We start from the raw sequence: 22,254 nt of genomic DNA, 5'->3' as shown, positions 1-22,254 counted from the left end.
GGGTTGTCCCGAATACGGGTAACAGGGGTGATGATGAACGTGTGTGTTGCGGGCGCGGGTGCCTTCGGACAAAAGCATCTTCAGGCGATTGCGGCCATTCAGGGTGTGGAGGTCATATCGCTGGTCGGCGGGCGTAACCTTGACCAGGTTCAGGCATTGGCCGACCAGTATGGGGTCGGCCATGCGACGTTGCGCCTTGACGAGGCGCTGGCCCTTCCGGGGCTGGATGCCGTGATCGTGTGTTCACCGACCCCGGTTCATGCGGCACAGGCAATGGCGTGCCTTGAGGCGGGCAAGCATGTGCAGGTGGAAATTCCCATGGCAGACAACCTGGCCGATGCCCGTGCCCTTCTGGCGGCGCAGCGGCGCAGCGGGCTAATCGCCATGGCGGGCCATACCCGCCGTTATAACCCCGGGCATCAATGGATTCACCAGCGCATTGCGTCGGGTCAGCTTCGGTTGCAGCATCTGGATGTGCAAACGTTCTTTTTCGGCGCACCAACATCAATCTGGCCGGGCAGCCGCGCAGCTGGACGGATCATTTATTGTGGCATCATGCCTGCCATACGGTCGATCTTTTTCAGTACCAGACCGGTCAAACGGCTGCGCAGGTGCATGCCATGCAAGGGCCGATTCATCCAGACCTGGGCATCGCGCTGGATATGTCGGTGCAGATGCGCTCGCCTGACGGTGCCTTGTGTTCGCTGACACTCTCGTTCAACAACCAGGGCCTGCAGGGCACGTTTTTCCGGTACATCTGTGATAGCGGCACGTACATTGCGCGTTACGATGAGCTGCTTGACGGCGATGGCCAACCGGTTGACCTGTCTGGCGTCGATGTTTCCCTGAATGGCATCGAGCTGCAAGACCGCGATTTCTTTGAATGTATCGTCTCGGGGCGCGAGCCTCGCGCCAGCCTGGCCCGGGTTCTGCCTGCCTACGAAACCCTCGACCGGCTTGAAAAAACGCTGGCCTGAAGATGCGTGTCCGACCTCGTTTCTCCGGGTTGGTACCTGTCTTTTTTGATGTCTGATTTTACTTTTTGCAGAACCGTATTCCATGAAACCCAGTGACGCCCTGACCCCCGAACAGCTCCAGCAAATGAAACGTACGTTGTGTGAAAGCCCGTCGTATCAGGTGGCCTATAAAGATGCCGAGTTCATGCAGGCTGAAGATTTGCGGCCGGTCCGGCTTCAGCTTGAGCTTTGAAGCCCGAGGAGTACCTGCGTCGCAATCATATTGAGTCGACCATTGTGGTCTTTGGCAGCGCACGCATTTTGCCGGCTGAACAGGCCCAGGCCGCGCTGCGTACCGCCACCGAGCGCGCGGCGCGTCACCCTGAAGACCCGCAGGCGCGGCAAGCACTGGCCCGGGCCAGCCGTCAGGTCCACTATGCGCACTATTACGAAGAGGCGCGTCGTTTTTCCCGCATCGTGTCACAACGATTCCAGTCCGGCAGCCCATGCCGGTTCGTGGTGGTGACCGGCGGAGGTCCGGGCATTATGGAGGCCGGTAACCGTGGCGCCTTCGATGCCGATGCATTAAGTGTCGGGTTGAACATTACCTTGCCGCACGAGCAAGAGCCCAACCCCTACATCAGCCCGGCCTTATGTTTTCATTTCAACTATTTTGCCCTGCGTAAAATGCATTTTATGATGCGCGCCCGGGCGCTGGTGGCGTTTCCGGGTGGCTTTGGTACGCTGGACGAGTTGTTTGAGGCGTTGACGCTGGTCCAAACTCAAAAAATGGCGCGGATGCCCATTGTGCTGGTGGGCAAGTCATTCTGGTCGCGATTGGTTGACTTTGATTTTCTTGTGGAAGAGGGCATGATTTCAGCGGATGACCGTGATCTGGTCAGCGTGGTTGAAACGGCCGAAGAAGTCATGGCGATTATCGAGCGCTTTTATCCCGACTGCGATACCTGTCGGTTATATCCCCAAGAGGTTGTATGAGTCAGCATCCGGTAACACCCGCATCGTGGGGTGAGCTGCTGTCCGGCCGTAATGGTCTGCGTTCGCTGGCGGTGGCCGGTGGCGTTGCCTTGCATGCGGTCAATGTCTATATCGCGACGACCATTTTGCCGTCGGTCGTGCGCGATATCGGCGGCCTTGAGTATTACGCCTGGAACATGACGCTGTTTGTTGCCGCCTCGATTATGGCGTCGGCGCTGTCGGCCAAGGCGTTCGATGCGCTTGGGCTGAAACGCGCCTTTTTGATGGCCATCGCTCTGTTTTCAGTGGCGTCAACGGTGTGTGCCCTGGCGCCGTCAATGGGCTGGATGCTGTTTGGCCGAACGCTGCAAGGCTTGGGTGGCGGGTTGCTGCTGGGCCTGTGCTATTCATCAATCCGGGTGGTTTTCCCCGAACGGCTCTGGACCCGGGCCATGGGTCTTACGTCCAGTATGTGGGGGTGGCCACGCTGAGCGGGCCGGCCATTGGCGGCGTGTTTGCACAATCGGGGCATTGGCGCTGGGCGTTCGGGGCCATTTTGCCGGTGGCTGCCGGCCTGGCCTGGCTGGTCATTCGCGAAATCAACGAAAATACCGTCAGCAATGCCGAGGCGCCGCGCCAGAAAGTGAACGTGCCGGTAGGCAAGGTGGCCCTGATTGTCTTGTCGGTGCTGGTTGTCTCGGCCGGTAGCCTGTCAACGGCGGTGTACTGGAATGCGCTGGGTATTGTGGCAGGGCTGGCGGTGGCTCTTTATGTGTCCCGTCTTGACCAGCGGCCGGGTACGGTACGCTGGTTGCCCGATGGGGCGTGGTCGGTGCGCCAGGCGATGGGCAGCATCTATGCGTGTGTGGGGCTCATGAGCACGGCAATTACCGTGGAAATTTTCATCCCGTACTTTTTGCAAACCATTCACGGGTTCGAACCCTTGCCCGCAGGCTACATGACGGCATTGATGTCGCTGGGCTGGACCGCAGGCTCGATTTCCAGCTCGGGGCGCGAGTCGAAAACAGCACGTGTGCTGATGCGCAGCGGCCCTGCCGTTTCGGCGGTGTCACTGCTTGGCTTGTTTGCCCTGGTGCCCTGGCTGGGGGTGATGGACTCGGTCTGGGTCTGGGCGCTGGTGGTGTGCATGGCCGGTGTGGGGCTGGGTATCGGCATGTGCTGGCCACATTTGCTGGCACAGGTGTTTCGCAGTGCGCCGTCCGGGCAAGAAAGCATTGCCTCGTCGGCCATGATCACCATCCAGCTGTATGCGCTGGCTCTGGGTTCCACGTTGGCCGGCATGATTGTCAATGCGGCCGGCATGACGAACCCCGGGGTGTGCAAGGCGCGGTCAGCGCATCTAGCGCCTTGTTTGTGCTGTTTGCCATTCCCCCCGCCATTGCATTTTTTGTCATGGCTCGTGTTGTGGCCGCCAAACGTGAAACCGAACAACGGGCGCGTCAGTAGTACCCTGCCCTACAATACAGGGCAAGAATTTTCAGGAGTTTCCCGTGAGCATACATTCCGAGGTCAAGCGTATCAGTGTTCCCCAGCTTATGGCCTATAAGGGTCAAAAGAAAATCGCGTCGCTGACCGCCTATATTGCGCCGATTGCCCGACTGCTGGATGAAAGCCAGGACATGATCCTGATCGGCGACTCCACCGCCATGGTGGGGTATGCCTTGCCAGATACCTTGTCGATTACGGTTGACCAAATGGCGGCGCACGCGGCAGCGGTTGTCCGGGCAACGCAGCGGGCCTGCATTATTGTTGACATGCCGTTTGGCAGTTATCAGGAATCTCCGGCGCAGGCGTTTCAAAGTGCGGCACGCCTGCTGTCGCTCAGTGGTGCCGATGGCGTCAAGCTTGAAGGTGGTGCCGTCATGGCACCGACCACCCGTTTTCTGGTTGACCGGGGTGTGCCGGTACTGGCTCACGTGGGTCTGATGCCGCAATATGTCAACACCATGGGTGGCTTCAAGGCACAGGGCCTTACCGATGAAGCGGCCGAGCGCATTTTCCAGGATGCCCTGGCGCATCAGGAAGCGGGTGCGTTCGGGGTCGTGCTTGAAGGGGTGGCCGAGGCGCTGGCCCGGCGTATTACCGAAGCGCTGTCCATCCCTACCATCGGGATCGGGGCGTCGCCGGGGTGCGATGGCCAGATTCTGGTCACGGAAGACATCCTGGGCCTTAGCGGCGACCGTATCCCAAAATTTGCCAAGCGTTTTGGCGATGCCGCTTCGGTCATTCGCGATGCTGCGGCTCAGTATGCAGACAGTGTTCGTGATGGCAGTTTTCCCACGCTGGATCACTGTTTCGGCGTCAAGAAAAACCAGGGCTGAGTGACCGGTTTGTTCAGTTTTACCCAGGCACTGCCCAACGTTACCGCCCTTGCATTAGTGCTGGGCGGTGTCGTGCTGGGCCTTGTGCTGGCGGCCCTTTACTTTCGCGGGGTTGTGGCCCGACTTGATGCCGAAGCCCACGGCTTGCGTGAACGGCTCGACGAGGCGCGTGACACGGTAGTCGATAAAGAGCGTGAACTGGCGGCCAGCCAGTTGCGTTTTGCCGACCTTGATCGCCAGTTTACGCGGCTCCAAGCGGCTCACGATGAAAAAGAGGCCGGGCTTGATGCTTTGCAAACCGCGCTGGATCATTCCCGCGAGCAGTTGCGCATGGAATTTCATCATCTGGCCAATCGCATTCTGGAAGAAAAAGGCAAGTCGTTCGCCCAGAGCAGCCAGACATCACTGGATGCCCTGCTAACCCCGTTTCGTGAGCAGATCCAGGCGTTTCAGTCGCGTATCAATCAGGTGCATGATGCGTCGGTGCAGGGCCAGGCACGGCTGGGGGCTGAAATCAGGCAGGTGCTTGATGTGGGCCTGCGCATGAGCGCTGAAGCGCAAACGTTGGCCCAGGCGCTGAAAGGCGATAAGAAAACAGCGGGTAACTGGGGGAAATGCAGCTTGAACGCACGTTGCAGTTGGCCGGTCTGGTCAAGGGTGACCATTACCAGGCGCAGCCCCGGTTGAACGAGGTGGGTGGCCAGCTGCGTCAGCCCGATTTTGTCATTCGCTTGCCGGATGACAAGCACATCATCATTGACAGCAAGGTGTCGCTGGTGGATTACGACAGGGCCCTGGCCGCCGAAACCGCGCAGACGCGTGAGGCGGCCATGGCCGCCCATGTGCGGGCGGTGCGCAATCATATTGATGATCTTTCACGCAAAGACTACAGCAATCTTGCGGGTGTCAGCAGCCCGAGTTTCGTGTTGATGTTCATGCCGCTCGAGTCGGCCTACATCGAGGCCTTGCAGGCGGGTAAGGATCTGTTCGACTATGGCTACCAGCGCAATGTCATTCTGGTGTCGCATACGACGTTGCTGCCTGTCTTGAAGACGGTGTCCAACGTGTGGATGGTCGCGCGCAGCAATGCCCAGGCGCATGAGCTGAGCGCGCGGGCCGGTGAGATTTACAACCAGGTTGCTGTTGTGGCCGAAAACCTTAAAAAACTGGGCGATACCCTTGGGGCGGCCAATAATCACTATAACCGTACGGTCACGTCATTGGCCGGTCGTCAGGGGCTGTACGGCAAGGTGGCGCGGTTCAATGAGCTGTCGGCCAAGGCCAATAAAACCCTGCCGGAGATCGAGCCGCTGCATGCCGACATCGAAACCGAAAAACTGGAGTTGATTGTGGCGGGGCGCAGCGACCCTGTTTGATCGGTTGCACGGCAAACCTCGCCCTTCAGGGCGGGGAAGGATAGCGCGGACGGCTCAGGCGTCCTGTGCGGCCTTAATGTGGTGTCCGCTGCTGCTCGAACCAAAGGGGCTGGCGCCCCTCCACCCGATCAGGCCGATGGTGCCTCGCCGGCCCAGGCGCGTTTCAGCAAGGCGCGCAGGCTGTCGGCCTCAAGCGGACGCGGGTTCCAGTAGGGGTTTTTCAGCGCGATTTCAAGGGCTTTATCAAGGTCGGACTCAGCCATGCCGATATCTTTCAGGGCGGTGGGGGCGTTGACCTTTTTGGCTAATTCCCACAGGCCCAACCCGGCGTTGTCCGTGCCCAGTGCGCGCGCTGCGCGCGACAGTGCCTCGGTGGCCGGTTCGTTGTAGGCGGCGGTGTGGGGTAGCATGACGGCGTGAGTTTCGGCGTGGGGCAGATCAAATGACCCGCCCAGCACATGACACAGTTTGTGATGCAGGGCCATGCCTGCCGAACCCAGACAAATGCCGCACAGCCAGGCGCCGTATTGCGCTTGCAATCGGGCGGCCTTGTCTTGTGGTGAATGGATAATGACAGGAAGTGCCTCGGCCATGGCCCGGATGCCATCTTCGGCCATGAGCGAAATAACCGGATTGCGGTCTTGGGCGTACAGGGCTTCGACGGCATGAGCCATGGCATTCAGGCCGCTGGTGGCCGACATGCCTGCGGGTAATGTCAGGGTCAGGTTGACATCGTAAATGACGGTTTTGGGCTGGATGATGGCACCACGTTGGGTGGTTTTGATGCCGTTTTCGGTTTGCCCCAGAATGGGTGTCATTTCAGAACCGGCGTAGGTGGTGGGCACGGCAATCTGGGGCAGGCCAGTGCGCAGGGCAATGGCTTTGCCCAGGCCGATGGTCGACCCGCCACCCAGGGCAACGACACAGTCGGCATTTGACGCCTTGACGTGTTCAAGGGCTTGTTCGGTGACCGATACCGGGGTGTGCATGGTGGCCCCTGCGAACACGCCGGCACTGGCCTGGCCGAGTGATTGGGCAATGTGCTGCGCCCAGTCTTCCTGCTGCGGGGTCGACAATACCAGCGCGCGTTTGGCACCCAGGCGCTCAATTTCAGGGGCCAATTGATCGAGCTTGCCCTCGCCAAAAATAACGCGAGTCGGAAGGGCTTCGTAGATAAAGTCGGTTTGCATGTGCGGTTGTCCCCGGCAGGAAGGTTTTTATGAGGTACTGATCAGGCCGTTTCGCCCAGAATCTGGTGGAGCACGGCCTGTGCCTGTGAATCGTCGTTACCACGCCAGGCAACGATCTGGTCAGGGCGGATCAGTGTGAAATCAGATTCGTACAGCGCTCGAACCTGAGGAGCGTTCACTATTTTAAGATCAATTTTTCGTTTTTTGCTTCCTGAACGAAGTTTTCAGAGCCTGAGCCGTCACCGTTCATGCACAACAACGTCCATTCGAAGCCGAACGTATCGTACAGCGAAGTTTCCTCGGAAATCCAGTAATGCGGTGGGCGTCCGCCAGGGCAGGCGGTGGCGGTATATTCGTTGGCGGCATCGGCAGGCGGTGTCGAGCCGTCGGAAACAATGGCTGCCGAGCCGTCGTAGCGACCGCCAAAGGTAATGCCGGGAATATTGAATTCGGCCCGACCGTGCGCGGCCAGGTATTCGCCGGCAATTTCGCGGGCTTTTGCACCGGCTTCGGTATCATCCTCGATTTCGGGCACGGGTTTGTACAGGCCCAGTGAATCGGCGAATTTGCGTGCATAGCCGGTGTTGCGCACGGCCAGTGGGCGACGCTCGGTTTCGTACGTGTCGAGCAAGGCGGGCGAAGCCTGGCCCTTTAGTACGGCCGCCAGTTTCCAGCCCAGGTTGACGGCATCTTCAATGGCGGTGTTGTAGCCCAGGCCCCCGGTGGGTGTGAACAGGTGGGCGGCATCGCCGCCAATGAAGACACGCCCTTTTTGAAGACGGTCGGCGACCAAGGCATGGCCTGCGGTCCAGGCACCATGCGACAAGACCTCGACATCGACGGGTTTGCCGACAGCCATCTGGAACATGCGCCTGGCATCTTCCACGGTCACGTTTTCTTCAGACTCATGTGGTTTGAGCTGTGTGTGGAAGGCGAATTCGCCTTTGCCATCGACAGCGGCCATAAAGGCACGACGTTCGCCATTGAAGCAAACGTTCATCCAGGCGGGCGGGTGTGGCACGATTTTGTAGAAATCGGGGCAGTTCGCATAGATCGCGTACATGCGGCCACCCATGAAATCGCGCACGATGCCGGTTTCGCCCGAATAGCGATAGCCCAGAGTTTCGCGGGTTTTGCTGCGAGGGCCGTCGGCACCCAGCAGATACTGCGCAGTAATGGTTTGACGGCGCCCGTCGGCCACGCACTCAACGTCCACGTCAACGTGCGTGCCGAGATCACGAAGGGCCAGCATGCGCCAGCCGAAATTCACGGAAATGCCAGGCAGCTTTTCGGCCTGTTGCCGCAAGATCTGTTCGACATATTTTTGAGAAACGCGGTGCGGCAGTTCGGCGGCGCTCCATGAGCCCGACAGCGAATGAATTTTCTTTTTGGCTTCGGCGGCCGAGGGTAGCTGGAAGCGGCCCAGTTCGTGGGTGGCGTAACGGGTGAAATAGGCAATGTCGGTCGGGAAATCGCCGGGCAGGCCCTGGTCGCGGATTTCATTGGCAAACCCCAGGCGACGGTAATGTTCCATCGTACGGGCCTGTGTGGCGTTGGCCTGCGGATTGAAGGCGGTGGACGCCTTTTCATCGATCAGCACCGCGTCGATGCCGCGACGCCCAAGCTCGTTGGCCAACATCAGGCCGCATGGGCCACCGCCAACAATCATTACAGAAGTTTTGCCAGGTAACATGATTCAACCCTTGCCTGAAGAAAGTAGGAAAGGCTTGAATGGTAAGTTATCCTTACTAATTCGTCAATTGCTGTAGCGTAGCAGCGCGTTATGCAACTGGGTGTAAAGGGTTTTCCCAGCTGCAAGGCCATATCGCGCTCGGCCGTTTCCAGGGCCTGACGGAACGCCTCCAGCCACGCTTCTCCAGCCGGGGTGAAGCACACGATTTTTGCGCGCTTGTCTTCAGGATCTGGGCGGCGCTCGACCAGCGCCAGCTGTTCCAGTTGTGCAATCAGTTCACCGGCTGACTGTTTGGTAATGCCTGCCCGACGGGCCAGTTCGGTGGCGCGTGTCCCGTCAAGGTCAAGGTTGCGGGTGATGGCAATGTGGCTCAGCGACAGCCCTCCGTGACCCGCCTTCTCAAGGTCTTCCAGAATCTGGCTTTCGAAGCGTTTGACCGCGTTGTTCAGCAAGCGACCGACGTTCTGCCGGCGCCATTGAGTGGTGTCTTGTGCAGGCGCTGAGGCCATGGTGGGGTGATCTCCGTGTCCCTGATTGTGTCGCCGATGGTAAAGAGGCCTTACTTCTTCGTCAAGCAGGGCGGACAGCTTCTGTTGCATTGCAGCATGTTTCCTGTCGTGAATTGGTAATAAAATGCCGGCACCGCAAAGGACAACATTGCCCCGGTCGTTGCCCGGGCCTCAGGAGATACTGGCTTATGAACGCTGCTACAAACGGCACCCAAGCAACCGCTGTCAATGCCCCCGAATGGGTGCGCCACGAAGGTCTGAAGGCCTGGGTCGCGCAAATTGCAGCCCTGACCCAACCCGAACGCATCGAGTGGTGCGATGGCTCGCAGGAAGAGTACGACCGTTTGTGCAACCTGATGGTTGAAAGTGGTACGTTGCGTCGGCTGAACGCTGAAAAGCGCCCCAATTCCTATCTGGCGTGGTCTGATCCTTCCGACGTTGCCCGCGTTGAAGACCGTACTTTCATCTGTTCCGAAAAAGAAGAAGATGCCGGCCCTACCAATAACTGGATGGCCCCGGCGCAAATGCGTGAAACGCTGAACGGCCTGTTCGAAGGTTGCATGCGTGGTCGTACGCTGTATGTCATTCCGTTTTCAATGGGCCCGCTGGGTTCGCCCATTGCGCAAATTGGTGTCGAACTGTCAGACTCGCCCTACGTTGTGGTGAATATGCGCATCATGACCCGCATGGGCCGCAAAGTGTATGACGTGCTGGGTACCGATGGTGAGTTCGTGCCGTGCGTACATACCGTTGGCATGCCGTTGCAACCGGGTCAGGCCGACGTGTCCTGGCCTTGCAACAGCACCAAGTACATTGTTCATTACCCTGAAACCCGTGAAATCTGGTCGTTTGGTTCGGGCTATGGCGGTAACGCGCTTTTGGGCAAGAAGTGTCTGGCGCTGCGCATTGCATCAGCCATGGGCAATGACCAGGGCTGGCTGGCCGAGCACATGCTGATTCTGGGCGTGACGTCACCGGAAGGCAAGAAAATGCACGTGGCCGCGGCATTCCCGTCGGCTTGCGGCAAAACCAACTTTGCCATGCTTATTCCGCCCGCATCGCTGCCCGGTTGGAAAATCACCACTATTGGTGATGACATTGCCTGGATCAAGCCTGGTGCAGACGGCCGTTTGTATGCCATCAACCCCGAGGCCGGCTACTTTGGCGTGGCACCGGGTACCAATGAAAAAACCAACTACAACTGCATGGCGTCGCTGCGTGAAAATGTCATTTTCACCAACGTAGCCCTGACGGATGATGGGGATGTCTGGTGGGAAGGCATGGGCCCCGCCCCGGCGCACCTGGTTGACTGGCAAGGGAACGACTGGACCCCGATTGCGGTCGCAAGGCAGCGCACCCCAACGCCCGCTTCACCGTTGCTGCCGAGCAAAACCCGGTCATTGATCCTGAATGGGACAACCCCGCTGGTGTGCCCATTGATGCTTTCATTTTCGGTGGCCGTCGTTCCGACACGGTGCCTCTGGTTACCGAAGCGCGCAGCTGGGTTGAAGGGGTCTATATGGCGGCAACATTGGGCTCTGAAACCACGGCGGCGGCTGTGGGCCAGCAGGGCATTGTGCGTCGCGATCCGTTCGCCATGCTGCCGTTCTGCGGCTACAACATGAGCGAATATTTCCAGCACTGGATCAACATGGGCGAGCGCCTTGAAAAAGCCAATGCAACCTTGCCCCGCTTTTTCTGCGTCAACTGGTTCCAGACCGATGACAACGGTAAGTTCATCTGGCCGGGTTTTGGCGAGAACATGCGCGTACTCAAGTGGATGCTCGAGCGTCTTGAAGGCCAGGCCCAGGGTCAGGAGCACCTGTTGGGCATCACCCCGCGCTACGAAGACTTGACCTGGGACGGTCTGGAGTTCGGTGCCGAGTTGTTCGACCGTATTACGGCGATCAATGCCCAGTGCCTGGGAAAAAGAGCTCGAGCTGCACGCCGAGCTGTTCGACAAGCTCAGCCATCGTCTGCCCGAGGCTTTGCCTCGCCACCACAGCCAGCTGAAGTCGCGTTTGCAGGCCTAAGTGGGGCTCAGGGGCCGGCTGTCGCAGTAGCCGGCCATGCTGGTCCGGGCAATGGTGGGCGACATACCGGGTGCGCTGGCCACTTTTTGTACACCATGGTTCAGTCGAGGATCTCAGGTGCGTTCAAGGGCTGTTGCAGAGTGCTGCTTTACATAACTGAACGCATCGTGTGCGCTTAAAAAGATCAGGCCTTCCAGTTTGTGGCCCAGTTCTGTGGGTTGCAGGCGGTCCATAACCGGGCCTTTGACTTCAGCCAGCATGAACGTAATGCCTTTGGCATCCAGGCTTGACTGCAGCTGCGTCAAGGCTTCCAGTGCCGTGGAGTCGATCTGGTTGACGGCGGGGCACAGCAGCAAAACAAATTTGACGTTGGCGTCCGTTGCGACCAGACTTTCGATTTTGCCCTGAACCAGGGCTGCATTGGCAAAAAACAGGCTTTCATCAACACGCAGCGCCAGCAGGTTGGGTAGGGTATCTACGTTGTGCCGCTTGATGTTGCGAAAATGTTCTGTGCCCGGTACCCGGCCGACAATCGCAATGTGCGGGTGGCTGCTGCGCCACACCAGCGCCGCCAGTGACAGTGCAACCCCCAGAATGACACCGGCCTCAACCCCCAGAACCACAACGCCAACCAGTGTTGCCAGCAATGACAGGGCATCGGCGCGGTCGTAGTGCCAGGTTTCCTTGATGGTTTTGACGTCGATCAGGGAGGTGACAGCTACGATGATGGTGGCCGACAGCACGGCTTGGGGCAAGTTGTAGAACAGCCCGGTCAGGCTGGCAATAACAATGGCCATTAGCACGGCAGAAAGCACGCCCGCCAAGGGGTATTGGCCCCGGCCGAAAAGTTGACCACCGAGCGGGCAAAGCCTCCGGTGACCGGGTACCCCCTGAAATGGCACTGGCCACGTTGGCGGCACCCAGCCCGAGCAACTCGCGGTCAGGGTTGATCTTTTGCTGGCGCTTGAGGGCCAGCGACTGCGCGACCGAAACACTTTCCACAAAGCCGACCAGGGAAATGAGCAGGGCGGGTAACCATAAACTGGCCAGGTCGTTGTGACTGGGGATAACGAGTTTCAAGGCCGGCAGGCCATGTGGCACGGCGCCGACAATACTGACATTTGCGGTGTTGGCCAGGTCAAGCCGGCTGACAACGAAAATGGAAAGGATGACGGCGACCATCGGAGCCAGTCGACCCAGCAGGGCGGCTGCATCGGACGGGATGCCGGCTTTTTGCAGCAACCGGCCCAAAACCTTGCGGGCAAACAGCAGAAAAGCCAATGTCGTGATCCCGATCAGGGTTGTGGCGGTATTGGCGTTGGGCAGTGCGACGGCAATATCGTAGACAGTTGCGAGAACGTTGCCGGATGTGGCCTGGACACCAAAAATATGCTTGAGCTGGCTGATGGTGATGAGTATGGCCGAACCCGAGATGAAGCCGCTGATGACCGGGTGGCTGAGAAAGTACGCCAGAAAGCCAAGGCGCAATACGCCAAATACCAGCAGCATGATGCCGGACAGCATGGACAGGGTGATGGCCAGGGCGATGTATTCTGGGCTGCCGGGTACGGCCATGGGCGCCAGCGCGCTGGCTGTCATGAGTGAGGCCACCGCCACCGGCCCGACGGCCAGCGTCATGCTGGTGCCCAGCAAAGCGTAGGCCACCAGGGGCAGTACGCTGGCGTACAGGCCGATTTCTGGCGGCAGGCCGGCCAGCATGGCATAGGCCAGACTTTGAGGAATCAGCATGACAGTGACGATCAGGCTGGCGGTGATGTCACCGGGCAGCAGATCGCGACGGTATGTTTTGACCCAGTCTGGCACAAACATCATGATTTAACTCGTTTTGCGATTGAGGAGTTCGTAAATGCCCATGCCTGCGACCATGGCGGCCACAAAAATCAGCCCTTTGATCTGGCCCGAGCCCAGGAAACCAGTGCCGGACCCGGGCAAAAGCCGGCCAGTCCCCAGCCGACGCCAAACGTCAGGCTACCCAGCACAAGGCGTTTGTCAATGTCAGTGCGGTTGGGCAGTTTCAGGGCTCCGCCCAGGAACGTTTGCGTACGTTTTCGGGCGACCTGGAAAGCGATCAGTCCGACCAGGATGGCCCCGCCCATGACGAAGGCCAGGGACGGATCCCAGTTGCCGGCAAGATCAAGAAACCCCAGTACTTTGCCCGGGTTGCTCATGCCGGAAAGAATCAGGCCCAGGCCAAATACAAGACCAATCATAAATTCAAAAATGCGTTGCATGAGGGTACCCCAGGTTAGCCGACAAGGTGACGAACGATGTAAACCGTGATGAAGCCGGTAGCCATGAAACCGAGCGTGGCCACCAAAGACCGCGGCGACAACCGCGACAGCCCGCACACGCCGTGCCCGCTGGTACAGCCCGAGCCGTAACGTGTACCCAGGCCTACCAGCAGCCCTGCGATGATCAGTGTGCCGGTTCCGGCATCAATCGTGACATTGACGGGTTCGGAAAACAGCAACCAGACCCAGGGCGCGGCAAAAATGCCCAGCACAAAGGCAATGCGCCAGCCGGTATCACCGGAAACGGGTTTCAGCAGCCCGCTGACAATGCCGCTGACGCCCAGCACGCGCCCGAAAAACAAGATAAACAAGGCAGCGGCAAGGCCGATAAGAACGCCGCCCGACAACGCGGCCCAAGGGGTGAAGTTGGCCCAGTCAATGGTCATGTCAGTACTCCGTGGCAGTGGGACAGAATTGTTGGTAAAGAACTTCCATGACCGCCAGTGTTTGCGGGCTGGAAATCTGGTAGAAAATTTTCTTGCCGTCGCGTCGGGTGCTGACCAGGCCTTCGGTGCGCAGCACCCCCAGTTGTTGAGACAGGGTGGGTTGGCCGATACCTACCAGCGTCTCAAGATCACTGACGCATTTTTCGCCTTCGGCAAGCTGGCACAGCAACAGCAAGCGGTCGGGGTTGGACAGGGATTTCATGACCCTGCAGGCTTCGTTGGCTGCAGTGCGCATGGCGTTTAAATCGATTAGGGCCTCAGTCATGATGTATTGATGGTTGTCAAACCATTAAAGGTTGAACGTGTATATATTATATTTACACATATTATATAAATCAATATAATGTTTGCGTGCAGATATTACTTCGCTAAAGGTGCTTTATGAAACCCCTTGTCAAAGGATTCTTCGATCCGTCCACCTGGACGGTCACCTATGTGGTTTACGAAAAGCCGGGCTCAGCGTGCGCAATCATTGATTCTGTGCTTGATTACGACCCGAAATCCGGTCGCACCAAAACAGGTTCGGCCGACCGCGTGATTGACTTCGTCAAGTCCGAAAATCTCACGGTGCAATGGATTCTTGAAACCCATGCCCATGCCGACCACATCTCGGCCGCGCCGTATTTGCGCAAGCATGTCGGCGGTCAAATTGCCATTGGTGCCAATATCACGGCTGTGCAGGGCGTATTCAAGAAAATTTTCAACCTTGAACCCGAGTTTCAGCTTGATGGCAGCCAGTTCGATTACCTGATCCAGGAAGGCGTTCCGTTCCCGATCGGTAACTTGACGGCCGAGGCCATGTACGTACCTGGTCATACGCCCGCATGTATGGCTTACAAGGTCGGTGATGCGGTATTCGTGGGCGATACGCTGTTCATGCCTGATGTTGGTACGGCCCGCTGCGACTTCCCGGGTGGGGATGCGCACGCGTTATATCGGTCCGTGCGCAAATTGCTCAGCTTGCCGCCCGAAACGCGTATGTTCATGTGCCACGATTACCCGCCAGAAGGCCGGGATGTCCGTTTTGAAACAACGGTAGGTGAACAGAAGGCGCACAATATCCATATTCATGACGGTGTCTCGGAAGAGGACTTTGTGGCCATGCGCACCCGGCGTGACGCCACGCTCGAAATGCCAACGCTCATTTTGCCGTCAGTTCAGGTCAATATCCGCGCGGGTCAGATGCCACCTGCCGAAGATAACGGGGTCAGTTACCTCAAGATACCGGTCAATATGTTGTAAAGGGTTTTTGTCAGGGGGTTGTGGTTGCTCTGTTTGGGCGTTGTTGTCCCGGTGGGTGTTTGCAGCTCTTGTTTTGCAGTGGTTAGCCTTCGTGAAAAAGGGGATTGCTATGAGAAACGTTGGTGGTATTGATCGCGCATTGCGCATTATTGTGGGGGTCGCCCTGATTGTGGCGACACTGATGGGCACCATTGGCGCCTGGGGCTGGATTGGTGTTCTGCCGTTGGCAACCGGTTTGCTGGGTTCATGTCCGGCGTACAAGCTGATCGGCTTTTCAAGTTGCTCCATAAAAAAATAGCCGATGTTCTGCACCCGGCTTGCCAAGGGGCGCGCCGGGTGTTCATCTCTTTCCAGCAGTAGGTATGACAAGTCAGGAGCGGGTATGAGAAGGCGACATTTTCTGGGGTCTGCCGCCGCATTGGCAGCCATGGGTGCAACAGCCCTTAATCCGGTGCCGGCAGCGGCCCAGAACGGCAAGCGTGTACGTATTGTCGTGGCGGGTGCCGGTGCGGCGGGTCTAAATATGGCGTCGCGTCTGTCGCGTGCGCTTGATAACGCGCAGGTCATTCTGGTTGATGCAAAAAAGAGCACGTCTTTCAGCCAGGGCTGACCCTGGTGGGGGCGGGGTTGTGGCCGGGCGGGAAAGTCATTGATGAAAACGCCCGTTATGTCCCGTCCGGGGTCGAGTGGGTTCAGCAAGCCGTGGCTGAATTCAATCCTGAAGCCAACACCGTTGTTACCGCTGATGGCAAGTCAATCCAGTACGACTATCTGGTTGTGGCCACCGGTCTGAAACTTGATTTTTCGGCCATTGAAGGCATGGATGCCAGTCTGGTAGGCCAGAAGGGCATTGGTTGCGTCTATGCGGGCCCACAGGCCGCCGAAGCCACGGCACGCGCCATTGATACGTTCATTGAAACGGGGGCACCGGGTTGTTTGGTCGCCCTTCCACCGAAATGAAGTGTGCGGGTGCCCCCTGAAAATGACATTCATCACCGACGACAAGGCACGCATCAAAGGCCGTCGCGAGGCGATCAATGTGGTGTATAACGCTCACAATAAAACGGTGTTTTCCGTGGTGCCGGTTGATGCCAAGGTCAAGACCTTGTTTGCCGAACGTAATGTCAACGTCAATTTCGATCATGTCCTGACCGGTATCGATGCCGACCGCAAGGCGGCACGCTACAAAACCCCTGAGGGCGAGGTCTGGCAAGACTACGACTTCATACACGTTATTCCGCCCATGTGTGCGCCTGATGCGGTTCGCAACAGTTCGCTGCCCTGGCAGTCGGGTGTTTTCGCTGCCGACGCCTGGGTCGAGGCCGATAAGGCCAGTTTGCGTCATCCGCGCTTTCCCAATGTGTTTGCGGTAGGCGACATCGCCGGTGTGCCACGGGGAAAAACCGCTGCCAGTGTCAAATGGCAAGTGCCGGTCGTGGTTGACCATATTGTGGCCGACATTGCCGGGAAAACATCGACGGCGGTGTATAACGGCTACACGTCGTGCCCCATGATCACGCGTTATGGCAAAGCCATGCTGATCGAATTTGATTACGACGGCAAGCTGGTACCGTCATTTCCGTTCATCGACCCGCTTGAAGAGCTTTGGGTGTCCTGGCTTATTGATGAAAAAGCCTTGCTGGGTACCTATCGTGCCATGCTGTTCGGCCGTGCCTGAGGAGACTTGAATGAGTGACTTCAATCCGCTTTCAGTTTTTTATATTGCTACCGAAATGTTCGGGGCATGGTTCTGGCCTTTGGTTGTGGTCGCGCTGGTGTTGCTGTATGGCGTAGTCAGTGGTTTTCGCCGGCTGCGCCATCGTGGCCTGTCGGCCGGTGGGCCGCTGTTCGGGGCACTGGTGGTTGGCCTGATCGCAACCGTGCTGGCTGCGTGGTGGGTGCCTTCCAGCACCGAAGCCAGTATTTCAGCGCTGGGTGGTGTCATCGACTATCTGCTGGTCATTGCCATGGCACTGGCGATTGGTCTGGGGGTGTTCGCTCTGGTGTTTTCTGTCATGGCGCGCAAGCGTGCCAGCAAACAGATCAAGGCGTAAGCTACACACCGGGCAAGGCGCTGTGGTTCAGTTTCTGGCGCGTAAACCGGGTTCCTGAGCGGCGGGCAGGGTGTTGGCCTTGCCCGGCATTGCCGACCAGGGTCTCGCATTTCGCGGTTGCAGGTTGCCGCACGCGCGGTCTTTTGATACTTTGTTGCGCTTGCCAATTTATCAAAGGTCGCGTCGTGTCCGACACCAATCTGTACAGCGTGCTGCATACCGGGTTTTCTGCCCGCCTTGATGCTGTGGCCATTCAAACGCCACAGCGCAATTACACCTTTCACGATATTGATGCCGGTTCAGGGCGCGTGGCCGCATGGCTGGCCTCGTTGCGGCTGCCGGTTGGGTCACGTGTGGCGGTTCAGGTTGAAAAGTCGCCCGAAGCCCTGATGCTGTATCTGGGCACCTTGCGCGCCGGTCTGGTGTATTTGCCATTGAACACGGCCTATCGTGAAAGCGAGATCGCCTATTTCCTGGGCGATGCCGAGCCTGCGGTGGTGGTGTGTTCGGGGGCGAACAAAGACTGGGTTGAGCCCTTGGCCCAGCGCAACCCGGGTAGTCGGGTGGTCACCCTGGAAGAGGATGGGTCGGGCACCCTGATCGACGCGGTCAGTGGCTTTGAACCGGCTTTCCAGACCGTTGCCTGCGCGCCGGATGACCTTGCGGTCATTCTGTACACGTCGGGTACGACCGGACGCAGCAAGGGGGCGATGCTGTCGCACAAGAACATGGTGTCCAACGCTCAGGTGCTGCATACGTACTGGGGGTGGCGCAGTGATGATGTATTGCTGCACATGCTGCCCATTTTTCATGTGCACGGTTTATTTGTGGCGGCGCACGGGGCGTTGCTGGCGGGTGCCCGCATGATCTGGTTGCCCAAATTTGACCTCGAGCAGGCCCTTCATTATCTGCCGGAAAGTACGGTCATGATGGGTGTGCCCACGTTCTATGTACGGCTGTTATCCGACGCGCGTTTCAATCATGATCTGTGCGCCCGCATGCGTTTGTTCGTGTCCGGCTCGGCACCGTTGCTGACCGATACGTTCGAGTCATTCCGGTGCGCAGCGGCCACACCATTCTTGAGCGTTATGGCATGAGTGAAACCGTAATGCTCACCTCGAATCCCTACCGGCCCATAGACGGGCCACGCGTGGGGGAACGGTGGGCCGTCCACTGCCGGGGGTGTCGGTGCGTGTGGTGGACGACAACCTGCAGCCCCTGCCTGACGGTGAAATCGGCCATATCCAGGTCAGGGGTGACAACGTGTTTTCGGGTTACTGGCGCATGCCTGAAAAGACCAAAGAAGAATTTACACCCGATGGCTGGTTTCGTACGGGCGACATGGGGCGCTGGAATGAGCAGGGTTACCTGGTGATTGTGGGGCGCAGCAAAGATCTGATCATTTCCGGAGGCTTCAATATTTACCCCAAGGAAATCGAAACCTTGATCGATGACATGCCCGGTGTGGCCGAATCGGCCGTGGTGGGTGTGCCGCACGCTGATTTTGGCGAGGCGGTAGTGGCCATCGTGGTGCCCCGGCAAGGGGTGGCGCTGGATGCCGTGCAGATTCAGGCCGCCCTGAAAAGCAGTATTGCTAATTTCAAGGTGCCAAAAAAGTGCATGTTGTGCCTGAACTGCCGCGCAATACCATGGGTAAAGTGCAAAAAACGTGCTGCGTGATCAGTACAAAGGTGTCTGATCGGCGCAGGCCCTTTGGTTATGACAAGACAGCCCCCTATTGAAGGAGGCTGTCCCTAAGTACTGAAAGGGGCGGCTTGCATGCATTCATGCATTCAGCTGTCCATCCCCAGCAGGCGGTTCAGTTCTGCAATCGTGGCCTGGGGGCTGTTGCGTGGTATGCAGGCCATGACGTAGCGGTCGGGGCGAACCAGCAGCCAGACATCGGTGGCCTGCGTGTGCTTTTCAAAATCGCCCGCAACGTCGCGCACCGTGATGCTGGCATCAGGCGCTGCCGGGAAGGCGTTGTAGTACCGCGGTGTAATGCAGATGCGTTTTAACCCGAGTGATTTCTCGAAGGGCAGTTCAGGCAGGCCCTGGAAGGCCTTTTCGGGCTCGGGGGTCAGGGCAATGAGCGCAAAGCCGTGGCCCAGAATGTCGTCCAGCCGGTGCAGCGTGCGATCGTGTTCGGTTTCAACCTGGGGTTGGGGCAGCATGCGGCCCACTCGTGTTTTTTCAGGTCGGCGCCGTCGCGCACAAAGAATCCTTTTGAAAACCGGGGCTTGGGTTTGTAGCGCATTTGCGTGATGTATTCATGCGCGGGCGGTATCAGTTGCAGGGTTTTGAAGAAACGCTCAAGCAAGCGGGCCTTGAACAGGGTCTGCGGCATCATGATGCGTCCCAGTTTGATGGCCATTTCAATCAGTTGCCAGGCATGTTCCGGGCGTTCTTGCTGATAGCTGTCCAGTACCGCCGGTGTCATTTGCCCTTTCAGGACGGCCGCCAGTTTCCATGACAGGTTGGCGGCATCGCGCAGGCCGCTGTTCAGCCCCTGGCCGGCAAAGGGGGCGTCAGGTGGGCCGCATCGCCCAGCAAAAAGACGTTGCCTTTTTTCCAGTCTGTCGCCATGCGGGCGTGGAAGGTGTAAACCTGTTTGCGCACGATCTCGATGCCTTCGTCGGGACCGTGGTCGCGCAGTAATTGGGTGATGAAGGCGGGGTCAGTGACCTGCTCGTCGGTTTCGCCTTCCAGCAGCATGAATTCAAAGCGACGGGTACGGTTTGGGCCGGGCAGGTTGATGCCCGGACGGCGCGGGTCGCAGTAGACACGGGTTTCCCGGAAGTTGTCGCGCGTGCCTTTCAGGTCGATGATCAGCCACTTTTTCTCGTAGGTGTATCCCTGCATGCCGACGCCAATCATATGGCGCAAGGGGCTGCGGCCACCATCGCAGGCGGCCACGAACCGGGTGTTGTGTTGATAGGTGCTGCCGTCGTTACGCCGGATGTCCAGTGTGACGTAGCCATCGCGCTGGGTCAGCCCGGTGACTTCTTGCCCGAAACGGATTTCGGCCCGGGGAAGCGCTTTACTCCTGGGCCAGCAGCGCCTCCAGTTCGGGTTGGGCAAATGCGCTGCGTCGAGGGTGGCCGTATTCGGCCGAGGTCGGTGACACCTGGGCAAACGGGTTGCGGGTGGGGCCCAGATACACCGAGCCATAGTCCATGGCACAGCGCTCTTTCAGACTGTCGGCCAGGCCGGCAATTTGCAGGGCGCGCAGCGACTCGTCGTCGATGGATACTGCCCGTGGCGCTTGAACGGTGGTTGAGTTGCGCTCGATGACAATCACGGGGATGTCATAGGCGCTGAGCAGATTGGCCAGCATCAGGCCAACCGGACCGGCGCCGACAATGGTTACGGGGGTCAGGTGTTCTGTGGTCATGATAAGTATCAGAAATCTGTCAGTCGGGGTTGGCCAGCCGTTCAGCAATGCGGGCGGCAGCGGCAACGACGCTCATGGTCAAACGATCGGCCATGGCTGTTTGGGCGATGGCATCGGGGGCGACAATACTCAGGCTGTGCCTGACCTGGCCATCGGGGCTGAAGATGGGCGCGGCAATGCCAAGTCGGCCGGCGTCGACTTCGCCATGCGATACGCAATAACCTTTTTGCGGATGTCGCGCAGGCCCGTGCTGAATGACTTCCAGTCGGTGCCCATTCCGGCGTCGGCAATTGCGTTGCGGTGGCTTTCGTATTCTTTTTTCTGCAGTCGCCAGGGCAGGTGGGCCAGAATGACTTTTGAGGTCGCTCCCCTGAATATCGGCATGGGCCGGCCACGCTCGTAACTGGTGCCGCCGGCCGCGCTGCCGATGCCTTGATGATGGATGCACATGACCTGTTTGCGGTACATCCGGCACAGGATCAGATCGGTGCCACTGTCCAGCGCTTGTGCCAGACCGTCCAGTACCGGGCCCGCGATGCGCGCCAGCGGATCAGTGACCCGGATGGTACGGTCGAAAGCGATGAAGGCCGGCCCCAGGCAATAGCCCTGGCCAGGCACCTCATCAAGGTACTCGAACGCCAGCAGACTTTGAAAGTAACGATAGGCGCTGCTGATGGACAACTGCAGTTCGGTCGCGACTTCTTCAACGGTCCAGACCGGACGCTCGCAGGTGAACAGGCGCGGAATGGACAGCAGCCGATCGACCGAGCTCAGGTGTTGTGATGCCATAAGCGGCGACTTAGGCGTCTTGGGCGATCGGGTTGCGTAGCAAGCCAACCTTGGTGATTTCGATTTCGCAAATATCACCGGGCTTCATGAATACCGGGGTTCACGCTTGAAGCCGACGCCGCCCGGGGTGCCAGTGGCGATGACGTCGCCGGGTTCAAGCGGGGTGAAGGACGATACGTATTCGATAATCTGGCCGATCGAGAAGATCATGTCAGAAATTTTGGCCTGTTGCATGACCTCGCCGTTGAGGCGGGTGGTCAGGGTTTGGGCTTCGATATCAGGTATGTCATCGGTGGTGATCATCCAGGGGCCGAAGGCGCCGGTGCCTACAAAATTCTTGCCCGGGGTGAACTGGTGCGAGTGACGTTGCCAGTCACGGATGGAGCCGTCGTTGTAGCAGGCGTAGCCGGCCACGTGCTCAAGGGCGTTTTCAGCCTTGATGTAACGACCGGGGCGGCCAATGACCAATGCCAGCTCACCTTCGTAATCGAGGGCGGTGGAAACGCGGGGGACCAGAATAGGATCCCCGTCTGCAATCTGGCTGGATGCGAAGCGCACAAAGATGGAGGGGTGTTGTTCGACCGGACGACCGGTTTCTTTGCGGTGAGTTTCGTAATTCAGGCCGACGCAAATGATTTTGTCAGGGTTGGGGATAACCGGAAGCAACTTGACTTCATGAACCGATAGTACCGGAGCAATGGCCAGCGCCGCTTGGGCGTCGGCCAGACCGGTGCTGCCCAGCAGCGCGCGCAGGTCAGGATAGCGATGGCCCAGAACAGCCCCCAGATTGGCAATATGGGTGTCATCGATTTGGGCGCCGTAACCCGATTGGCCGTTTCGGCCCACAAAAGAAAGAAGTCGCATGGTTATCCTTTATAAGGTTTTAACTATTACCGGAAGGTAATTTCATGCGACTATTATTTCATAGTTATCGAATAATGGT

20 protein-coding genes and 9 pseudogenes are annotated in these 22,254 nt (G+C 58.5%); 14 read left to right on the top strand and 15 right to left on the bottom strand.

Annotated features, from left to right (window positions below; genetic code table 11):
• Window positions 1–30: 30 nt before the first annotated feature.
• From N7E01_RS06195 to N7E01_RS06170, 6 genes and pseudogenes are all read left to right on the top strand, one after another.
• Window positions 31–977: pseudogene (locus N7E01_RS06195) on the top strand (Gfo/Idh/MocA family oxidoreductase).
• A gap of 82 nt (window positions 978–1,059) precedes the next feature.
• On the top strand, window positions 1,060–1,209 hold the full coding sequence (locus N7E01_RS19315; protein WP_434089563.1) for a hypothetical protein: 150 nt from the start codon (window positions 1,060–1,062) through the stop codon (window positions 1,207–1,209).
• Window positions 1,206–1,952 (top strand): LOG family protein, encoded by a 747-nt coding sequence (locus N7E01_RS06190; protein ID WP_434089562.1) that lies wholly within the window; start codon window positions 1,206–1,208, stop codon window positions 1,950–1,952. Before N7E01_RS19315 ends, N7E01_RS06190 begins: the two co-directional genes overlap by 4 nt.
• A pseudogene (locus N7E01_RS06185) lies at window positions 1,949–3,398 on the top strand (MFS transporter). The gene N7E01_RS06190 and the pseudogene N7E01_RS06185 overlap by 4 nt, the downstream one beginning before the upstream one ends.
• A 44-nt stretch (window positions 3,399–3,442) precedes the next feature.
• Window positions 3,443–4,273 carry a 3-methyl-2-oxobutanoate hydroxymethyltransferase gene (gene panB, locus N7E01_RS06180; protein ID WP_289174974.1) on the top strand — a complete coding sequence of 277 codons (831 nt, stop codon included), beginning with the start codon at window positions 3,443–3,445 and terminating at the stop codon, window positions 4,271–4,273.
• 330 nt (window positions 4,274–4,603) lie between these two features.
• Window positions 4,604–5,649, top strand: a pseudogene (locus N7E01_RS06170) (DNA recombination protein RmuC).
• A 128-nt stretch (window positions 5,650–5,777) separates the two neighbouring features.
• Here the strand turns inward: N7E01_RS06170 and N7E01_RS06165 are convergent.
• From N7E01_RS06165 to N7E01_RS06150, 4 genes are read right to left on the bottom strand one after another with little or no spacing between them, the layout of a single operon-like run.
• A complete protein-coding gene (locus N7E01_RS06165) occupies window positions 5,778–6,839 on the bottom strand; it encodes a maleylacetate reductase (RefSeq protein WP_289174971.1) in 1,062 nt (353 codons plus the stop codon).
• A gap of 41 nt (window positions 6,840–6,880) precedes the next feature.
• Window positions 6,881–7,018, bottom strand: a complete 138-nt coding sequence (locus N7E01_RS06160; RefSeq protein WP_289174970.1) for an aromatic-ring hydroxylase C-terminal domain-containing protein — start codon at window positions 7,016–7,018, stop codon at window positions 6,881–6,883.
• Window positions 7,018–8,532 (bottom strand): FAD-dependent oxidoreductase, encoded by a 1,515-nt coding sequence (locus N7E01_RS06155; protein WP_289174969.1) that lies wholly within the window; start codon window positions 8,530–8,532, stop codon window positions 7,018–7,020. Before N7E01_RS06155 ends, N7E01_RS06160 begins: the two co-directional genes overlap by 1 nt.
• A complete protein-coding gene (locus N7E01_RS06150) occupies window positions 8,508–9,131 on the bottom strand; it encodes a MarR family winged helix-turn-helix transcriptional regulator (protein WP_289174968.1) in 624 nt (207 codons plus the stop codon). The genes N7E01_RS06155 and N7E01_RS06150 overlap by 25 nt, the downstream gene beginning before the upstream one ends.
• Window positions 9,132–9,229: 98 nt before the next feature.
• Here N7E01_RS06150 and N7E01_RS06145 point away from each other — a divergent pair.
• A pseudogene (locus tag N7E01_RS06145) lies at window positions 9,230–11,074 on the top strand (phosphoenolpyruvate carboxykinase (GTP)).
• A 113-nt stretch (window positions 11,075–11,187) separates the two neighbouring features.
• Here the strand turns inward: N7E01_RS06145 and N7E01_RS18545 are convergent.
• The 6 genes and pseudogenes from N7E01_RS18545 to N7E01_RS06125 form a co-directional block, all read right to left on the bottom strand.
• The gene (locus N7E01_RS18545; protein ID WP_350495006.1) at window positions 11,188–11,721 is read right to left on the bottom strand and encodes an STAS domain-containing protein; all 534 of its coding nucleotides are present in this window, start codon (window positions 11,719–11,721) and stop codon (window positions 11,188–11,190) included.
• Window positions 11,722–11,769: 48 nt separating this feature from the next.
• Window positions 11,770–11,871: pseudogene (locus tag N7E01_RS18540) on the bottom strand (hypothetical protein); the annotation flags it as partial.
• A 148-nt stretch (window positions 11,872–12,019) separates the two neighbouring features.
• A pseudogene (locus N7E01_RS18535) lies at window positions 12,020–12,823 on the bottom strand (SulP family inorganic anion transporter); the annotation flags it as partial.
• A 156-nt stretch (window positions 12,824–12,979) separates the two neighbouring features.
• A pseudogene (locus N7E01_RS06135) lies at window positions 12,980–13,305 on the bottom strand (DUF6691 family protein); the annotation flags it as partial.
• A gap of 35 nt (window positions 13,306–13,340) precedes the next feature.
• Window positions 13,341–13,772, bottom strand: a complete 432-nt coding sequence (locus N7E01_RS06130) for a YeeE/YedE family protein (protein ID WP_289174967.1) — start codon at window positions 13,770–13,772, stop codon at window positions 13,341–13,343.
• Between the two features lies 1 nt (window position 13,773).
• On the bottom strand, window positions 13,774–14,097 hold the full coding sequence (locus tag N7E01_RS06125) for an ArsR/SmtB family transcription factor (RefSeq protein WP_289174966.1): 324 nt from the start codon (window positions 14,095–14,097) through the stop codon (window positions 13,774–13,776).
• A 116-nt stretch (window positions 14,098–14,213) separates the two neighbouring features.
• Between N7E01_RS06125 and N7E01_RS06120 the strand changes: the two genes are divergently transcribed.
• The 7 genes and pseudogenes from N7E01_RS06120 (at window position 14,214) to N7E01_RS06090 (ending at window position 18,827) form a co-directional block, all read left to right on the top strand.
• Entirely contained in the window at window positions 14,214–15,074 is an 861-nt protein-coding gene (locus tag N7E01_RS06120) for an MBL fold metallo-hydrolase (RefSeq protein ID WP_289174965.1), read from the top strand.
• Between the two features lie 109 nt (window positions 15,075–15,183).
• Complete coding sequence (locus N7E01_RS06115; RefSeq protein ID WP_289174964.1) at window positions 15,184–15,372, top strand: YgaP family membrane protein; 189 nt, start codon at window positions 15,184–15,186, stop codon at window positions 15,370–15,372.
• Window positions 15,373–15,456: 84 nt separating this feature from the next.
• Window positions 15,457–15,684: a twin-arginine translocation signal domain-containing protein gene (locus N7E01_RS06110; protein WP_289174963.1), complete on the top strand. Its 228-nt coding sequence runs from the start codon at window positions 15,457–15,459 to the stop codon at window positions 15,682–15,684.
• Between the two features lie 5 nt (window positions 15,685–15,689).
• Window positions 15,690–16,034 (top strand): NAD(P)/FAD-dependent oxidoreductase, encoded by a 345-nt coding sequence (locus tag N7E01_RS06105; RefSeq protein ID WP_289174962.1) that lies wholly within the window; start codon window positions 15,690–15,692, stop codon window positions 16,032–16,034.
• 22 nt (window positions 16,035–16,056) lie between these two features.
• A complete protein-coding gene (locus tag N7E01_RS06100; RefSeq protein WP_289174961.1) occupies window positions 16,057–16,752 on the top strand; it encodes an NAD(P)/FAD-dependent oxidoreductase in 696 nt (231 codons plus the stop codon).
• 10 nt (window positions 16,753–16,762) lie between these two features.
• Window positions 16,763–17,128, top strand: coding sequence for a DUF5368 family protein (locus N7E01_RS06095; RefSeq protein ID WP_289174960.1), 366 nt, complete (start codon window positions 16,763–16,765; stop codon window positions 17,126–17,128).
• A gap of 185 nt (window positions 17,129–17,313) precedes the next feature.
• Window positions 17,314–18,827 (top strand): annotated as a pseudogene (locus N7E01_RS06090) (malonate--CoA ligase).
• Between the two features lie 94 nt (window positions 18,828–18,921).
• Here N7E01_RS06090 and N7E01_RS06085 read toward each other — a convergent pair.
• From N7E01_RS06085 to N7E01_RS06065, 5 genes and pseudogenes are all read right to left on the bottom strand, one after another.
• A complete protein-coding gene (locus N7E01_RS06085) occupies window positions 18,922–19,302 on the bottom strand; it encodes a hypothetical protein (protein WP_289174959.1) in 381 nt (126 codons plus the stop codon).
• Window positions 19,209–20,209: pseudogene (locus N7E01_RS06080) on the bottom strand (FAD-dependent monooxygenase). Before N7E01_RS06080 ends, N7E01_RS06085 begins: the two are co-directional and overlap by 94 nt.
• The gene (locus N7E01_RS06075; protein WP_289174958.1) at window positions 20,169–20,522 is read right to left on the bottom strand and encodes an FAD-dependent monooxygenase; all 354 of its coding nucleotides are present in this window, start codon (window positions 20,520–20,522) and stop codon (window positions 20,169–20,171) included. The pseudogene N7E01_RS06080 and the gene N7E01_RS06075 overlap by 41 nt, the downstream one beginning before the upstream one ends.
• 129 nt (window positions 20,523–20,651) lie before the next feature.
• Entirely contained in the window at window positions 20,652–21,311 is a 660-nt protein-coding gene (locus N7E01_RS06070) for a helix-turn-helix domain-containing protein (RefSeq protein WP_289174957.1), read from the bottom strand.
• Between the two features lie 84 nt (window positions 21,312–21,395).
• The gene (locus N7E01_RS06065) at window positions 21,396–22,175 is read right to left on the bottom strand and encodes a fumarylacetoacetate hydrolase family protein (RefSeq protein ID WP_350494957.1); all 780 of its coding nucleotides are present in this window, start codon (window positions 22,173–22,175) and stop codon (window positions 21,396–21,398) included.
• Between the last annotated feature and the right edge of the window lie 79 nt (window positions 22,176–22,254).

It is taken from the genome of Neopusillimonas aromaticivorans (assembly GCF_030344915.1).
GTDB classification, from domain to species: Bacteria; Pseudomonadota; Gammaproteobacteria; order Burkholderiales; family Burkholderiaceae_B; genus Neopusillimonas; species Neopusillimonas aromaticivorans.
This window is presented reverse-complemented; position numbering and strand designations above follow the sequence as displayed.

Coding starts and splice junctions, on each gene's coding strand:
- N7E01_RS06165 (WP_289174971.1), bottom strand. CDS start 6,839: ATGCAAACCGACTTTATCTACGAAGCCCTTCCGACTCGCGTTATTTTT.
- N7E01_RS06065 (WP_350494957.1), bottom strand. CDS start 22,175: ATGCGACTTCTTTCTTTTGTGGGCCGAAACGGCCAATCGGGTTACGGC.
- N7E01_RS06075 (WP_289174958.1), bottom strand. CDS start 20,522: ATGACCACAGAACACCTGACCCCCGTAACCATTGTCGGCGCCGGTCCG.
- N7E01_RS06095 (WP_289174960.1), top strand. CDS start 16,763: ATGAGTGACTTCAATCCGCTTTCAGTTTTTTATATTGCTACCGAAATG.
- N7E01_RS06155 (WP_289174969.1), bottom strand. CDS start 8,532: ATGTTACCTGGCAAAACTTCTGTAATGATTGTTGGCGGTGGCCCATGC.
- N7E01_RS06120 (WP_289174965.1), top strand. CDS start 14,214: ATGAAACCCCTTGTCAAAGGATTCTTCGATCCGTCCACCTGGACGGTC.
- N7E01_RS06125 (WP_289174966.1), bottom strand. CDS start 14,097: ATGACTGAGGCCCTAATCGATTTAAACGCCATGCGCACTGCAGCCAAC.
- N7E01_RS06115 (WP_289174964.1), top strand. CDS start 15,184: ATGAGAAACGTTGGTGGTATTGATCGCGCATTGCGCATTATTGTGGGG.
- N7E01_RS06130 (WP_289174967.1), bottom strand. CDS start 13,772: ATGACCATTGACTGGGCCAACTTCACCCCTTGGGCCGCGTTGTCGGGC.
- N7E01_RS06110 (WP_289174963.1), top strand. CDS start 15,457: ATGAGAAGGCGACATTTTCTGGGGTCTGCCGCCGCATTGGCAGCCATG.
- N7E01_RS06150 (WP_289174968.1), bottom strand. CDS start 9,131: ATGCAACAGAAGCTGTCCGCCCTGCTTGACGAAGAAGTAAGGCCTCTT.
- N7E01_RS06085 (WP_289174959.1), bottom strand. CDS start 19,302: ATGCTGCCCCAACCCCAGGTTGAAACCGAACACGATCGCACGCTGCAC.
- N7E01_RS06100 (WP_289174961.1), top strand. CDS start 16,057: ATGACATTCATCACCGACGACAAGGCACGCATCAAAGGCCGTCGCGAG.
- N7E01_RS19315 (WP_434089563.1), top strand. CDS start 1,060: ATGAAACCCAGTGACGCCCTGACCCCCGAACAGCTCCAGCAAATGAAA.
- N7E01_RS06070 (WP_289174957.1), bottom strand. CDS start 21,311: ATGGCATCACAACACCTGAGCTCGGTCGATCGGCTGCTGTCCATTCCG.